The organism is Candidatus Sodalis endolongispinus (assembly GCF_018777395.1).
Taxonomy (GTDB): Bacteria; Pseudomonadota; Gammaproteobacteria; order Enterobacterales; family Enterobacteriaceae; genus Sodalis_B; species Sodalis_B endolongispinus.
Window position 1 is genome coordinate 250,292 of record NZ_JAFJYC010000002.1, and the last position, 12,810, is coordinate 263,101.

At 58.5% G+C, this 12,810-nt stretch carries 17 protein-coding genes and 3 pseudogenes; 13 read left to right on the forward strand and 7 right to left on the reverse strand.

What is annotated here, in order from left to right:
* Positions 1 to 98 precede the first annotated feature (98 nt).
* Positions 99 to 713 (forward strand): hypothetical protein, encoded by a 615-nt coding sequence (locus tag JZM24_RS14375; protein WP_215670512.1) that lies wholly within the window; start codon positions 99 to 101, stop codon positions 711 to 713.
* A 953-nt stretch (positions 714 to 1,666) separates the two neighbouring features.
* On the opposite strand, the gene JZM24_RS14380 is transcribed toward JZM24_RS14375, so the two are convergent.
* Positions 1,667 to 2,092, reverse strand: a complete 426-nt coding sequence (locus JZM24_RS14380; RefSeq protein ID WP_215670514.1) for a VOC family protein — start codon at positions 2,090 to 2,092, stop codon at positions 1,667 to 1,669.
* A gap of 119 nt (positions 2,093 to 2,211) precedes the next feature.
* On the opposite strand from JZM24_RS14380, the gene JZM24_RS18820 reads away from it, so the two are divergent.
* Together JZM24_RS18820 and JZM24_RS18825 are read left to right on the forward strand one after the other, a co-directional pair.
* Positions 2,212 to 2,643 (forward strand): LysR family transcriptional regulator, encoded by a 432-nt coding sequence (locus tag JZM24_RS18820; RefSeq protein ID WP_246580068.1) that lies wholly within the window; start codon positions 2,212 to 2,214, stop codon positions 2,641 to 2,643.
* Positions 2,529 to 2,999, forward strand: a complete 471-nt coding sequence (locus JZM24_RS18825) for a LysR substrate-binding domain-containing protein (protein ID WP_312885025.1) — start codon at positions 2,529 to 2,531, stop codon at positions 2,997 to 2,999. Before JZM24_RS18820 ends, JZM24_RS18825 begins: the two co-directional genes overlap by 115 nt.
* 338 nt (positions 3,000 to 3,337) lie before the next feature.
* Here the strand turns inward: JZM24_RS18825 and JZM24_RS14390 are convergent, their stop codons facing one another.
* Positions 3,338 to 4,297, reverse strand: a complete 960-nt coding sequence (locus JZM24_RS14390) for a 5-oxoprolinase subunit C family protein (RefSeq protein ID WP_215670516.1) — start codon at positions 4,295 to 4,297, stop codon at positions 3,338 to 3,340.
* A complete protein-coding gene (gene pxpB, locus JZM24_RS14395) occupies positions 4,297 to 5,025 on the reverse strand; it encodes a 5-oxoprolinase subunit PxpB (protein WP_215670518.1) in 729 nt (242 codons plus the stop codon). Before pxpB ends, JZM24_RS14390 begins: the two co-directional genes overlap by 1 nt.
* A 164-nt stretch (positions 5,026 to 5,189) precedes the next feature.
* Between pxpB and JZM24_RS14400 the strand changes: the two genes are divergently transcribed.
* Positions 5,190 to 5,948, forward strand: a complete 759-nt coding sequence (locus JZM24_RS14400; protein WP_215670519.1) for a LamB/YcsF family protein — start codon at positions 5,190 to 5,192, stop codon at positions 5,946 to 5,948.
* On the opposite strand, the gene JZM24_RS19245 is transcribed toward JZM24_RS14400, so the two are convergent.
* A complete protein-coding gene (locus JZM24_RS19245; protein ID WP_281418233.1) occupies positions 5,945 to 6,265 on the reverse strand; it encodes a 2-hydroxyacid dehydrogenase in 321 nt (106 codons plus the stop codon). The genes JZM24_RS14400 and JZM24_RS19245 overlap by 4 nt on opposite strands.
* Complete coding sequence (locus tag JZM24_RS19250; RefSeq protein WP_281418234.1) at positions 6,262 to 6,810, reverse strand: NAD(P)-dependent oxidoreductase; 549 nt, start codon at positions 6,808 to 6,810, stop codon at positions 6,262 to 6,264. Before JZM24_RS19250 ends, JZM24_RS19245 begins: the two co-directional genes overlap by 4 nt.
* 158 nt (positions 6,811 to 6,968) lie before the next feature.
* Here JZM24_RS19250 and JZM24_RS19800 point away from each other — a divergent pair.
* From JZM24_RS19800 to JZM24_RS19265, 9 genes and pseudogenes are all read left to right on the forward strand, one after another.
* Positions 6,969 to 7,552: pseudogene (locus JZM24_RS19800) on the forward strand (DUF1989 domain-containing protein).
* Positions 7,549 to 8,076, forward strand: a pseudogene (locus JZM24_RS14415) (amino acid ABC transporter ATP-binding protein); the annotation flags it as partial. The pseudogenes JZM24_RS19800 and JZM24_RS14415, both read left to right, overlap by 4 nt.
* 232 nt (positions 8,077 to 8,308) lie before the next feature.
* Positions 8,309 to 8,833, forward strand: a complete 525-nt coding sequence (locus JZM24_RS14420; protein ID WP_246580069.1) for an amino acid ABC transporter permease — start codon at positions 8,309 to 8,311, stop codon at positions 8,831 to 8,833.
* 89 nt (positions 8,834 to 8,922) lie between these two features.
* Positions 8,923 to 9,710: pseudogene (locus JZM24_RS14425) on the forward strand (arginase family protein).
* A gap of 90 nt (positions 9,711 to 9,800) precedes the next feature.
* Positions 9,801 to 10,265, forward strand: coding sequence for a transporter substrate-binding domain-containing protein (locus JZM24_RS18830; protein WP_246580070.1), 465 nt, complete (start codon positions 9,801 to 9,803; stop codon positions 10,263 to 10,265).
* A gap of 24 nt (positions 10,266 to 10,289) precedes the next feature.
* Positions 10,290 to 10,442 carry a type 2 periplasmic-binding domain-containing protein gene (locus JZM24_RS18835; RefSeq protein WP_246580071.1) on the forward strand — a complete coding sequence of 51 codons (153 nt, stop codon included), beginning with the start codon at positions 10,290 to 10,292 and terminating at the stop codon, positions 10,440 to 10,442.
* Positions 10,443 to 10,755: 313 nt separating this feature from the next.
* The gene (locus JZM24_RS18840; protein WP_246580072.1) at positions 10,756 to 10,986 is read left to right on the forward strand and encodes a GntR family transcriptional regulator; all 231 of its coding nucleotides are present in this window, start codon (positions 10,756 to 10,758) and stop codon (positions 10,984 to 10,986) included.
* A gap of 42 nt (positions 10,987 to 11,028) precedes the next feature.
* The gene (locus JZM24_RS19260; protein ID WP_281418236.1) at positions 11,029 to 11,244 is read left to right on the forward strand and encodes an FCD domain-containing protein; all 216 of its coding nucleotides are present in this window, start codon (positions 11,029 to 11,031) and stop codon (positions 11,242 to 11,244) included.
* Entirely contained in the window at positions 11,228 to 11,380 is a 153-nt protein-coding gene (locus JZM24_RS19265) for an FCD domain-containing protein (protein ID WP_281418237.1), read from the forward strand. The genes JZM24_RS19260 and JZM24_RS19265 overlap by 17 nt, the downstream gene beginning before the upstream one ends.
* Before the next feature lie 157 nt (positions 11,381 to 11,537).
* On the opposite strand, the gene JZM24_RS18850 is transcribed toward JZM24_RS19265, so the two are convergent.
* Positions 11,538 to 12,008: a M20/M25/M40 family metallo-hydrolase gene (locus JZM24_RS18850; RefSeq protein ID WP_312885028.1), complete on the reverse strand. Its 471-nt coding sequence runs from the start codon at positions 12,006 to 12,008 to the stop codon at positions 11,538 to 11,540.
* A 7-nt stretch (positions 12,009 to 12,015) separates the two neighbouring features.
* Complete coding sequence (locus JZM24_RS18855; protein ID WP_246580073.1) at positions 12,016 to 12,810, reverse strand: M20/M25/M40 family metallo-hydrolase; 795 nt, start codon at positions 12,808 to 12,810, stop codon at positions 12,016 to 12,018.

Consider the following 12,810-nt stretch of genomic DNA (forward strand, 5'->3'; position numbering starts at 1 on the left):
GATTATCCCCCGCACGGTAGCGCGTACAAGACTCGTAAAAATGATAGAAGGAACTGTCTATGAGGACTGCAGCACATACATCATCAGGGAAGGTGAATATGGCTATTTCCCCCAACCTGGCCAGAAGAATGATAGCTGGCGATCAAAGTGTGTATCACTTCAATTTATGGCTCAAAACGGTAGTCTCTATCAAGTATATTCTTACCGGTCGTTCGTTGCAAGAAGATTATGAAGTTTTATTTAACTTATTAAATATCAAGCGACCACGCATTTTGGACAAAATGCCCGCAACCGATATTAAAGCCCTAAGGCATTTGTTGGGTTTTATACGCATGATTGATAATAGCCCGCCGGCACTCAAGAGCCAATTCAGCCTGCTGGGACGGTTTCGCCAAGGGCGCATCGCGGTGCGCCTGAGTTACGATGATATGGTGATTAGAGAAGTTTCATTAACCGAAGAGGCCTTCGGTTTATTGAATAACGTCTTCACGGTTAATGAGCGAGGCACGATGATCTATGTCGAGCGAACGGGCAACGGCCGCGCCGCTGGAAGGCCACTCACACGTGGAAATAATCCATCTGTCGCCCTGGCGAGACAAAGGGCGTTTTGCCGAAGGGTTAAGAGGTATGCTCGAGGGTGTCAGCCAGCAGCGATATTGACATTTGCAGCCACGCCCCGCTATTGTCGTCACGCCAGTGCCTGGCGGCAATAGTGCTAAGAACGGTGGAGAGTCCAAGAGACGGCGGCAATAGCGCAATGGACGGTGACAATAGCGCAATAGGCGGTTGGAGTAATAAAAAAGACGGTTGTAACAGCGCAAGAAAGGGGGATAATAGCGCGGGGAGCGGCGGTCGCGCTTCAAACCTCCTCTTCGGTGTGGGAGGACCCAGGCTTGCATTACCTCAGCAGTGAATGTCAGAGCATTAGCGATGTGCGATTATAGGTGTTAGTCAGGATAATTATGGAAAAAGAATGTATCCCGGTTCCTATTCATGCCTTAAATGTTTATGCGAGGCGCTTATTACTTTGAGTGAGTTGGTAAGATAGGCCCGCTTGCCAAGAATGAAATAAATAAAGATCCCCAACAATAATAGAATAATACAAAAAACAACAATGATAAGGCGTGCGAGCTCCTTATAGTAATAGCTTAACTTATACACGTGTGATTCCAAAGAAAATAATTCTTTTTCATTACATGATCAATTGGATAAGAAGTCAATGGGAAATGCGCGAAGTGTCATCCCAGGGAGTAAAATCGTTATCAATAGCAGAGAACGATAAAACGATGTTGGCATAAATCACCGGCGGTAAAAGTGCAGATAAAAGCTAATTTTTTTGGCAGGAAAAACAGGAAGTGGTAATAAAATTACGCATTAAATGCATTGGGTAAATAAAGATTAAATGACCAGTGGAAGGATACGCGGCGTCATGGTAACCGGTTACCCGGCTGAATAGGGTTGTCAGGCTGATGCTGTTTTCATCCTGAAGCGAGGGAGCGAAGCACGCCAACGCCGGTCAGTAGGGAGCAGAACAGGGCATTCGCGGCCCGCGGTGGCGGGTGCGATATGCAGCCCCTTAGCCGGCGGCAAGGCGGCAGCGGTCGCGCTGGGTCGCCGCCGATACGGATATAAAACGGTGCTGGTCGTGGCTAAAGTGGCACCAGGCTTATTTGGCAAATAGCTGGCTTGTGTCCTTGAAGGCTTTAAATTCCAGCGCATTGCCGCAGGGATCGAGCAAAAACATGGTGGCTTGCTCGCCTACCTGACCTTTGAACCGTACATAGGGTTCAATAACGAAGGGAGTGGCGAAATCACGCAGCCGCGCCGCCAGCGTTTCCCATTCTTCCCAGGACAGCACGATGCCAAAATGCGGAACGTGCACATCATGGCCGTCAACCGGATTAGTGCCCGGCACCTGTTGCGCGGGGGTTTTGGCCTGTTCATGAATCACCAGTTGATGACCGTAAAAATCGAAGTCCACCCAGTGTTCACTGGAGCGACCTTCCGCCAGACCGAATACGTCCCGATAAAAGCGGCGCGCGGCGGGTAGATTGTCAACCGGAATGGCTAAATTAAACGGGCTGATGGCCATGCGTTTTCTCCTGTTAATGCCGGGCATCGGCAGCTGCAGGCTATTCTTACCTTGAAATATTTTTATTAAAAGCGAATATTATCGCTACTACTCATAAAAAATTTTGTTAAGTGAATTGCATGTTGCGCGAATTGCATACCTTCATCGCTGTGACCCGCTATGGTACCTTTTCGGCGGCGGGGCAGCGCATTGGTCTGACGCAATCGGCGGTCGGCGCCCAAATCCGCACGCTGGAACAGCATCTCGGTATGCTACTGTTCGATCGCAGCGGCCGGGCGGCGGTGCTGAATGCCAACGGGCAGCGGGTGCTGCCTATCGCGCAGGAAATCGTCATGCTGTTCGGCCGGATGCGCCAGCCGGCGACCATCAGTGAATATCGCGGTACGGTAAGGATTGGCGCCATTTCCACCACGCAAACCGGGCTGCTGTGCCCCAGGTGCTGCTCCGTCTGCGGCGTCAGGCGCCGGATCTTGAAACGCAAATCGTGCCCGGCGTGTCGTTCAATCTGCTTAATCAAGTCGAGGCGGGCAATATTGATTTGGCGGTGGTGATTAAACCCGATTTTGTGCTGACCAAGGATCTCTACAGCGAGCCATTACTGCGTGAGCCGTTTGTGCTGGTCACGCCGGCGGACATGAAGGGAGATGACCCGCTCGCACTGCTGCGCGACGCGCCGTTTATCCGTTATGATCGCACCTCGTTCGGCGGCAGGATGGTGAGCCAATTTTTGCGTCAGCAGCGTCTGGCACCCAAAATCGCGCTGGAAATCGATGAGATTGACGCGATTGTGCGCATGGTGCAGCATAATCTCGGCGTGGCGCTGGTGCCGCTGGCCGGACAGTGGCGCGAGCGTGCCGATTGCGTGCGCGTTATACCTCTGGGGCAATCGGCTGACCTTTTATCGTGAGCTGATAGTGGTCATGCGTTACAGCGGGCGGCAATCGCCGCTGCATCAGCTGATTACCGGTTTTTTGCGTAACGCCGCGACTGAGGTCTAGACGGGCTGACATTGCGCTCAGTTGGTCAGGCCAGACATCTCAGGACGTAGTGAGCAGGGTGCCCCCGACGCTAGGACGCGGTACAACCCTGACGCGCAAGCTGGGTGCGCGGTAAGGCGCTGCGTATATCGCCTGGGGCGCTCCCACGGCATGCCCGTGCGCACATCCTCCAAACTATCCACGCGGCAGGCCCGTGCGTTATATCGCCAGCCCCCCCGCAACTGGACAGCGCGTAAGGGGGGCTTTGCTATCCGAGCTGCGCGACCTCGCGCAGTTCCGCCAACCAGCTCTGCAGATGCTGGTGCCGGCCGATCCACAGGCTTTCCGCTTTTTCAACGCTGACCAGCTCAAAGCGCAGGCTATCGCCCGGTTTCTGCTGCCCCAGCCGGGCCAGGTCGGCGCGAATGACGGTGGCGATTCTCGGGTAGCCGCCGGTGGTTTGGCGATCATTCATGGCAATAATCGGCTGACCGTTGCCAGGTATTTGGATACTGCCGCGGTAAATGGCGTCGGATACGATATTGAAACCCTGCAGGTGGGGCACCGGCGGCCCGCTAAGGCGGTAGCCCATCCGGTCGCTTTCGCCGCTGACGCGATATTCGCCGGCGAGAAAACTCGCCACACCCGCCGGGCTAAAATGCGTCTGTTGTGGACCCGCGACCACCCGGATTGGCCGGCGTTCACGTTGTGGCATCAGCTGCTGCACCGGCAGGCTGTCCGTCGGTGGCCCGGCGTGCTGGGTTGCCGCCAGCGTCAGCCAGTCACCCTTCTGCAGCGGCCGGCCGTTAAAGCCGCCGAGCGCGGCGCGCGCCAGCGTAGATACGCTGCCCATCACTGGCGCAATGGCGAAACCGCCCGCCACCGCCAGATAGCCGCTGCGGGCGCGGATGACGCGCAGGGTACTGCCCGGCTGCATGCGATGGCGGCAATAGGGGGGCAGCGCCACGTCATCCAGCGTCATGTGCATATCGCCGGTAACGGCAAACCGGCAGGAAGCGTTCCCGGTCAGGCGCAATGTCGCGCCGGTCAGCGTGAATTCCAGCGCCCCCATTGCTTCTGTATTACCTACCAGAGCATTGGCGATGGCGAAACTCATCTCGTCCATCGCGCCAGAAGGCGGCACGCCGCGATCTTCAAAACCGAACCGGCCCGCGTCTTGCAAGGTGGTATAGACCCCGGGGGTCAGCACGTCAAAACCGTTCGCCATTATTGCCATGTCCAGTCGGGAAGATAATCAGGTTGCGCCTGCAGCCGGGTAAAGTCCGCTGCGGCAACCGGTGTAAAACAGACGTGGTCGCCGGCGCTAAACAAAAACGGCGTTTCGCGATCCGGGACGAAGCTGTGCACCGGCGTGCGGCCGATCAAATGCCAGCCGCTAGGGGCTTCAACCGAGCCGACCGCGGTCTGCATGCCGCCGATGCTGATGCTGCCGGCCGGGGTTTTCAGGCGCGGCGATTCCCGGCGCGGGGTATGCAGGCGATGGTCCAGGCCGCCGAGATAGGCGAATCCGGGCATAAAACCTATCATGTAGACCCGGTAGGTGGCCGCACAGTGCAGGCTAATCACCTGCTGTGGCGTAAGATGGTGTAGTGCGGCTAGGGCTGCCAAATCGACGCCGTGATCACCGCCGTAACTGACCGGAATGGTCCAGCATTTGGCCCGCTGTCCGGGGGCGTCGGGCTGCGTTAGCAGCGCCTTTAATTGCGCCACCAGCAACGCCTGCCTTATCTGCGTGGAATCGTAGCCGACGGTCAGCGCCCGGTACGTGGGGATAAGAGAGACGACGCCGGTCAACGCCGCGTCTTTGACTCGGGCCGCCAGTGCGGTGACCCGTTGATTAATCTGTTCATCGATGACTTCCCCGAAGTCCACGCAGACCGCCTGATCGGCAATCGGCAAAATGCGCCACGAAGGGGACGTTGAGCTTTGTTGCACTGGAATATCCTGTTAAGCCTTGCATGAAAGCGCGGGGCTTTACTCTGCGGGTATTTTTGGAATACCAGAAAAATGCTGCCACTGCGCCGCATTTTCCCTCCGTTAATGATTAGGCAAGAATGATGCCAGTGTGCCGTAAACGGCCAACCGGGAGACAAAAAAGCATGTTGATTGATTTAAACAGCGATATGGGCGAGAGCTTTGGCGCATGGACGATGGGCGACGATGCGCGCATGCTGGAGATAGTCAGTTCGGCGAATATCGCCTGCAGCTTTCACGCCGGCGATCCCGAGGTGATGCATAGCACGCTGAGTCTGTCCCATGCCCGCGGCGTCGGCGCCGGCGCCCATCCCGGCTTTTATGATTTGCAAGGGTTTGGTCGCCGTCAGATATTCGGCGACAGCCCGGCGCAGATAGAACGGCAAATTGTGTATCAAATCGGCGCCATGCAGGCGTTGGCCAAAAGCGTAGGCACCCCTTTACGCCACGTGAAAACCCACGGCGCGCTGGGAAATCTGGCGGCGGAAGACCCCGCGCTGGCGCGGGCGATAGCCAGTGTGGACAGGGACCTTATCATGGTGGTTATGCCAGGCGTGGAAACCGAGAAGGCGGCGCTGGCGCTGGGATTGCCGCTGGTACGCGAGATCTATGCCGACCGCGCCTATGCCGATAACGGCAATTTGCTCTCGCGCAAACTGGACGGTGCGGTGTTGCACGATCCGCAGCAGGCGGCGACGCGAATTTTGTGCATGCTGGAGCAGCAGGCTATCACTACGGTCAGCGGGCGGACATTGCCGTCACGCATCGACAGTATCTGTGTCCATGGCGATACGCCGGGGACGGTGGCGATGGCCGCGGCGTTGCGCACGCGGCTTGAGGAACAGGGCTTCACCATTGCGCCGATGCAGGCGGACGGCGACTAATCCTTGCGCCGACGCCGGCGCGGCCATACGTCAGGGTTCACCAGCGAGGCCGGTAGCTCCCCGGCGAGGACCCGCAGCACGCCGTCTACCGCCGCGTTTGCCATCCGCGTCATCGCCTGTTCGGTAGAGGCGGCGATATGCGGCGTCAGCACCACGTTAGGCAGACGCAGCAGCGGATTGTCCGGCAACACCGGCTCTTGTTGAAACACGTCCAGCCCAGCGCCGGCGATGAGGCTACGCGTGAGGGCGTCCGCCAGCGCCGCTTCATCCACCAGCGCCCCGCGGCTGGTATTGATTATATAGGCTGACGTTTTCATCTGCGCCAGCGCCTGCGCAACGCGGCTATATCCGCCGCCGGCCGGCGGGTCAGCACCTGCACCTGCATGCCAAGCCAGCGGGCCAGCGCGGCGGTGGCGCGACCAATGGCGCCAAAGCCGACCACCCCCAGCATGGCACCCTGTAACTCCCGCAGTCCCCCCTCATATTTAAACGCGAAATGGCCGGCGCGCAGCGCGCTGTCCGCGGCGGGGATCCGTTTGGTCAGCGCGAACATCAACGCCAGCGCATGCTCAGCCACCGAGCGGGTATTCATTTCCGGGGTATTGAATACCGCAATACCCAACGCGTCGGCGGCATCGACATCGATACCGTCAACGCCGTGCACGCCGATGGCACATAAAAAGGGCAATTGCGCCATTTCAGTGCGCGTAAATTGCCCGCTGCGATAAATGGCCGCCACCACCTGGTCGGCTGGCGCGTCGCGGCAGGCCTGGGCGCCGACCAACGGCGTGATGCCGTGTGCGCGCAGTCTTTCAATGCCGCAGGTGTGGATAGGTTGCGGGATAAGACAATATTTTTCCATGTTGGGCACCGTGCCGGGTTGACGATGGCGTCATGGCATTTTAATTGCATTCCTTGTGTATACCAAAGGAATTCCTGCGTAATCGATGTCAGTAAGGAACCTTATGAACTCAAAAAAGCATAGTTTTGTCAACGGCTTCCGGCTGGAGGCCAGTCGCGGTGGCGCTCAGCGCCGGCGATATTTTCGAGATAGAAAATATCCGGGGAAACCAGGTGGTCGATACTTGGGCCGTCACGCAGGCGGATGTGCTGGAATATTCTTCAATGGACCATACCCGTTCAGTAAACAGCAATCTGTTTTACCAACCCGGTATTACGGTGGTCAGTCAACACCGTCGTCCATTGTTTACGCTTATCGCGGACAGCACGCCAGGCTGGCACGATACATTGCTCTGCCCTTGCAATGCCGCTATCTATCGCGAATTGGGCTGCCGTGATTATCACCGCAGCTGCACCGACAATTTTCATGAAGCGCTGGCGGCGGAGGGGTGTCGCTGCCGTTTACCCCCGTCTCGCTCAATCTGTTCATGAATGTCCCGGTTGCCGCGGATGGCGCGCTGGATAGGGTGCCTCCCAGGTCGGTGGCCGGGGATACCCTGCAGCTGCGCGCCGACTGTGATATCTGGCTGGTGCTCTCCGCTTGCCCGCAGGATATTACGCCCATTAACGGCGCCGCGCGCCAGCCGTCAGACATCGGATCGCGGTGGATAAGCGCCGCCGCCGGCAAGGAGGAGACGGCATGAGCGAGCTATCCGCGCCGCTATTGCGGATCCGCGAGCTGAACAAGAGCTATGGCGATTTACACGTGTTAAAGAATGTCGCCCTGGACGTTAACGCCGGGGAGGTCGTGTCTATCATCGGCGCCAGCGGTTCCGGTAAAAGTACCTTTTTGCGCTGTCTGAACGTGATGGAAATGCCGCAAAGCGGTTTCATGAACTTCGAGAACTTCGCTTTCGATTTTCGCGAAGGCGCCCGCGCCCAGCCAACGTCGGAGCAATTAAGGCTGTTGCGCGCCAGCATTGGCATGGTGTTCCAAAGTTATAACCTGTGGCCGCATATGACGGTGTTGGAAAATGTGGTCGAGGCGCCGCTGCGGGTGCGCAAGCTAGCGCGCAAACAGGCTATCGACGAAGCGGAGGCGCTATTAAATCGAGTCGGCTTGTACGAAAAACGGCTGCAATATCCCGCGCGGCTTTCCGGCGGTCAACAGCAACGGGTGGCCATCGCCCGTGCGCTGGCGATGAAACCGCAACTGATGCTGTTCGATGAAGTGACGTCGGCGCTGGATCCGGAATTGGTTGGTGAGGTGCTGTCGCTAATGGCGTCGCTGGCGGAAGAGGGGATGACCATGCTGCTGGCTACCCACGAAATCGCCTTCGCCCGCGATGTTTCCAGTCGGGTACTGTTTTTCGATCAAAGGGTCATGGCGGAGGACGGCCCGCCGGGGCAGGTGCTTCGTCTTGAGCTGGGTCGTCGGATTCCTGGCCGTGTCGGCGAAAATGTCGCCGGTCAGATTTTTAAGCGCCATCGGGCGATTCTATATCTGGTTTATTCGCGGCACGCCGGCGCTGATCCAAGTGTTTGTGGTGTATTTCGGTTTCCCGCAGATAGGGATCCACCTGTCGCCGTTTGTCGCAGGCGTCGTGGCGCTGGGGCTTAACAGCGTCGCCTACGTGGCGGAGATTATGCGCGCCGGACTGCAGGCGATTCCACGCAGCCAAATGGAATCCGCCTATGCGCTCGGCATGAGAAAAAGGGAGGTAATGCGGCGGATAATATTGCCGCAGGTGTTCCGTATCGTACTGCCGCCGCTGACCAATGAGGCCATTTCGACGCTTAAGAATACCTCGTTGCTGTCGACCATTACCGTCATTGACATCACGCTGTACGCCCAGACCATTATTTACGCGACCTTCCGACCGTTCCAGTTTTATATCGCCGCGGCTTTGATTTATCTGCTGCTGACGTCGTTATTGACCGAATTTTCCGCCTGGCTTGAGCGCCGGCAACGCCGTTTAAGTTAATGCTAAGGACCTGAACTATGAGTGTTTTACCGACTAACTCCCTGGAAACCCCCCGTTTTTGCGGCGTGCCGACCTTTATGCGCTTACCGATGGCAAGCGATCTGAGCGTGCTGGATGCGGCAATCATCGGCCTGCCCTCCGACGCCGGCGCGCCTTTCCGGCCCGGCGCGCGCTTTGCGCCCAATGCGGTGCGCGCGATGTCCATTATGCTGCGCCAGGTGAACCCCTACCGCGATAACATCAATGTGTTTGATGCTCTTAGGGTGGCGGACGCCGGTGGTGCGCTAGTGGTACCGGGTTATGAAGAGGAAACCCTGATACGCATGGAGCAGGCGGTCTCGACGCTGGTGAACGCCGGCGTCGTCCCCTGCGCCATTGGCGGCGATCATTCGGTGACGCTGGCGGAGTTGCGCGCCGTCGCCAAACGTCACGGACCGGTGGCGCGGAGGAAAATATCATCGATCCCGCTCACTCGATTCAGGTCGGGCTGCGCGGATCGCTGTTACAAACGACGGACATTACCCAGTCGCTCGATCTCGGCTTCGAGGTGGTTACCACTGACGCTATGTTCGAGATGGGTATCGCGAAATTGGCGCAGCGCATCGCCGCCCGCACCGCAGGCCGTACCACCTTTATTACCTTAGATATGGATTTTGTCGATCCCGACGCCGCGCCGGCGGTGTAAACCCCCGAAACGGGCGGACCCACGGCGCGCGAGGCGTTGCTGCTGCTGCGCCGGTTGACCGGCATCAATCTGGTGGGATGCGACGTGACCGAAATCAGTCCCCCTTACGATGGCCCTGGCTGGATCACGTCGTTGATGGGCGCCACGGTAATGGCAGAATTGCTGGCGCTGTTGGCCAGCGAGAAACGGTAACCGTCTGCCGACGCCGACCACGATGTGCGACGGGCGCCGGCAGGGCATAAACCTTCCTTCAATTTTTTCTAAGCCTAATGAGAGCGTCCCATGAAAATCAAGCGTTTACTCTGTATTGCCACGGTTGTTGCTATGATGACTACGCTGTTTGGCGCCCGCGCTGCCGATGAGGGCAAACTGGAACTCAAGCAGCCCGGTAAACTGTCGGTGGCGACCGAAGGTACCGATCCGCCTTTTAGCATGCGCAGCGCCGACGGCAAGCTGGATGGACTGGAAATTCGCGTTATGAAGGAGGTGGCCAAGCGGTTGCAGCTGGAATATGTGCCCGTTATCACAAAATGGGATTCGGTGCTGGTCGGACTGCAGGCCAACCAGTTTGACATGAGCAGTGCGGCGATGGATATTAACCCCGCTCGGCAAAAAGCGATTCTGTTTTCTGACGGCTGGATTGAATCGGGCGGCCGCATTATTATTCCGCAAGATTCATCGATTACTTCAGCACAGGATCTGAAAGGGAAACGCATCGGCGCCCAGGTGTCTTCCACCTATGCGTAACTTGCGGTGGATCACGGCGCGACGTTGAAAAATTATATTGATGTGGCGGCGGCGGTGCAGGATTTGGCTAACGGTAATATCGACGGCGTAATCAATGATTCTATCGGTAATGCCTATCTGATTAAGGATATGCATTTGCCGCTGCGCCAGACGCCGGATTATGTCAGCCGGATCTAAAAAGGATTCGCTTTCACCAAGAACAAACCGCATCTGGCGGCGGCGGTTAACAAGGCGCTGGCGGAGATGGTGGCGGATGGGACCTATGCTAAGCTCGTCACCCCCATCGTCGGCTTCGATCCCTATCCAAAAGAGCCGGTCCGTTCACTGTTGCAGCCTTAGGTATGCCAGACCGGCGTCTGCGCTCGCGGGGTGATGGCGCCGCGCGTCAGGTTTGTCTGCCACTGGGCGGGCCTACGGCCTGCCTTTTTCAATCAGGGTGTTGACGGTATAAAAAGACGCTATGGATCCTCATAAAACAACGGGTGACATAATGGCTGAACGGGAACAGAATCTCAGCGCCAAAGCCTATGATGTGTTACTGAATATGCTGATTAATCGTGAACTCCCGGTCAATAGCGTCCTGCAAGAGCGCCGGCTGGCAGATATGCTCACGATTTCACGCACGCCGGTACGCGACGCACTAAATAAGTTGGAGAATGAGGGCTTCATCGGCCGCAGAACGCTGGTGGTTAAGGAGTTCTCCATCCGTGAGCTTATCTAGACGCTGCACGTCCGGCGCACGCTGGAAGCGGAAGCCGCCCGCTTGGCCGCGGGCCGGGTGCCGGTGGCGGTGCTTGACGCGCTCGAATACGGCATAAGGGCACTGCTGGCGGCGGCGGATCCCAGACCCCAGCAGGATTGGCAGATAGACAGCCAATTGCATCAGGCGCTGGCCCACTACAGCGGCAACGCACTACTGATGCACTACATGAAAGCTGCGCCTCAAAACGCGCATGTTCAACATGCGGCAGGTGCCTGAACGCTTCAATAATGGCCATCAGGAACATCTGGCGATCATCGCCGCCCTGCGTTCACAGGACGCAGAGGGTGCCCGTGCGGCCGTCGCCAGCCATATCGATAATGTGCGCGACAGCATCGTCAGACGCTTAAGTTAGATTTGATTGCGGCAACCGCGCACCAGCGCGTCGCCAGCCATGGCGATACCGTGCGCGACAGCATCGTCAGACGCTTAAGCCAGATTTGCTTACGGCAACCGTGCACCAGCGCGGCGCCAGGGAAGGGGGCGGACAATTATCGTCCGCCTCTGGCCGCTTAACGCGCATCGGGGCCCATCCCGCTGCGGCTGGCGAGCACCGCCGCCAGCACGCCGGTGGTAGTGGCGAAATCCTCAAGCGTCATGCTTTCCAAAGGATTGTGGCTGCCGTTGGCGTTGCGCACAAACAGCATCGCGGTGGGCACGCCCTGGGCGGCGAACAACGCCGCATCATGACCGGCGCCGCTGGGCATGATCATATTTGGCACCCGCTGTGTTTCGGCTGCGTGGCGCAGCGCGGTCAACAGCACAGGACTCATCTGCGCCGGGGCGCTGCTGGTCTGCTCGCCGAGGTCAAAACTTACCCCGTGCCGGTGGACTATTTCGTCTATCAGCCGCCGCAGCTCGGTATCCATCAGCGCCAGCGTTGACGTACTGCGCGAACGGAAATCCAGGCAAAAGGCCACCTCGCCGCTGACTTTACTAAAATCCGCCTGCTGAGGATGGGTCGCGAACTGGCCGGCGGTCACCGTCAGTTCATGCCCTTCCTGCTCCAGCGCGCACTAGAGCCGATGCAGCCCGCTCATCAGTTCCGCTGTCGCCACCCGCATCCTGGCGGTGGCCCCGCGGCGTGGCGCCCGAATGGGCATAGCGGCCGAGACAGCGTGCCGCACGATAGCGCAGACTGCCGCAAATTCCGCTGACCAGGCCGAGCGGGAGGCCGCAATCCAACAATACCGGTCCCTGTTCAATGTGCAGTTCAATAAAACAGGCGACCGCCGCAGCGCTGAGCCAAGGTGGCGCCGCCAGCAACCGCGCCGCGTCAGCCCCGTTATCCGCGAAATGCTGCGCCAGAGTGCGGCCGTTATCGGCCCGTGGGGTCTCCATTGCCGCAGGGGGCAGCAGACCGAAGGCCGCCTTGCTGCCGAGATAGGAAATCGGAAACCAGGCGCTTTCCTCCGCGCGGATGGCCATGACCGTGACATCCCGCTGCGGCTGAAAACCTGTCGCCACCCAGCCCGCCAGCACGGCCATGCCGGCCAGCACGCCGGCGGCGCCGTCGAAATTGCCGCCGCAGGGTACCGAATCCAGATGTGAACCGGTGATAACCGCCGGCGCCGCGGGCAGGCGGCCGGGCAGCGTCATATACAGATTGAGCGCGGCATTGGTGGCGACGCGCAGCACGAGCGCCTCAGCGGTGTGGCGCAGCAGGTCATGCGCCCGCTGCTCCCCTTCGCCGTAGCTGTCGCGGCAAATGCCGCTACCGTCAAAGCTTAACCCATGAAGCTCCGTGAATAATCGCTGCGCCAGCGCGATATAATAGGCGGGCAA

Bases quoted from the DNA above. Each gene is read 5' to 3' on its own strand.
- JZM24_RS19265 (WP_281418237.1), top strand. From the start codon at position 11,228: ATGCGGCAGGTGCCTGAACGCTTCAATAATGGCCATCAGGAACATCTG.
- JZM24_RS18840 (WP_246580072.1), top strand. From the start codon at position 10,756: ATGGCTGAACGGGAACAGAATCTCAGCGCCAAAGCCTATGATGTGTTA.
- JZM24_RS14380 (WP_215670514.1), bottom strand. From the start codon at position 2,092: ATGGCCATCAGCCCGTTTAATTTAGCCATTCCGGTTGACAATCTACCC.
- JZM24_RS14390 (WP_215670516.1), bottom strand. From the start codon at position 4,297: ATGGCGAACGGTTTTGACGTGCTGACCCCCGGGGTCTATACCACCTTG.
- JZM24_RS18830 (WP_246580070.1), top strand. From the start codon at position 9,801: ATGAAAATCAAGCGTTTACTCTGTATTGCCACGGTTGTTGCTATGATG.
- JZM24_RS19245 (WP_281418233.1), bottom strand. From the start codon at position 6,265: ATGAAAACGTCAGCCTATATAATCAATACCAGCCGCGGGGCGCTGGTG.
- JZM24_RS14420 (WP_246580069.1), top strand. From the start codon at position 8,309: ATGTCGCCGGTCAGATTTTTAAGCGCCATCGGGCGATTCTATATCTGG.
- JZM24_RS18820 (WP_246580068.1), top strand. From the start codon at position 2,212: ATGTTGCGCGAATTGCATACCTTCATCGCTGTGACCCGCTATGGTACC.
- JZM24_RS14400 (WP_215670519.1), top strand. From the start codon at position 5,190: ATGTTGATTGATTTAAACAGCGATATGGGCGAGAGCTTTGGCGCATGG.
- JZM24_RS19250 (WP_281418234.1), bottom strand. From the start codon at position 6,810: ATGGAAAAATATTGTCTTATCCCGCAACCTATCCACACCTGCGGCATT.
- JZM24_RS14375 (WP_215670512.1), top strand. From the start codon at position 99: ATGGCTATTTCCCCCAACCTGGCCAGAAGAATGATAGCTGGCGATCAA.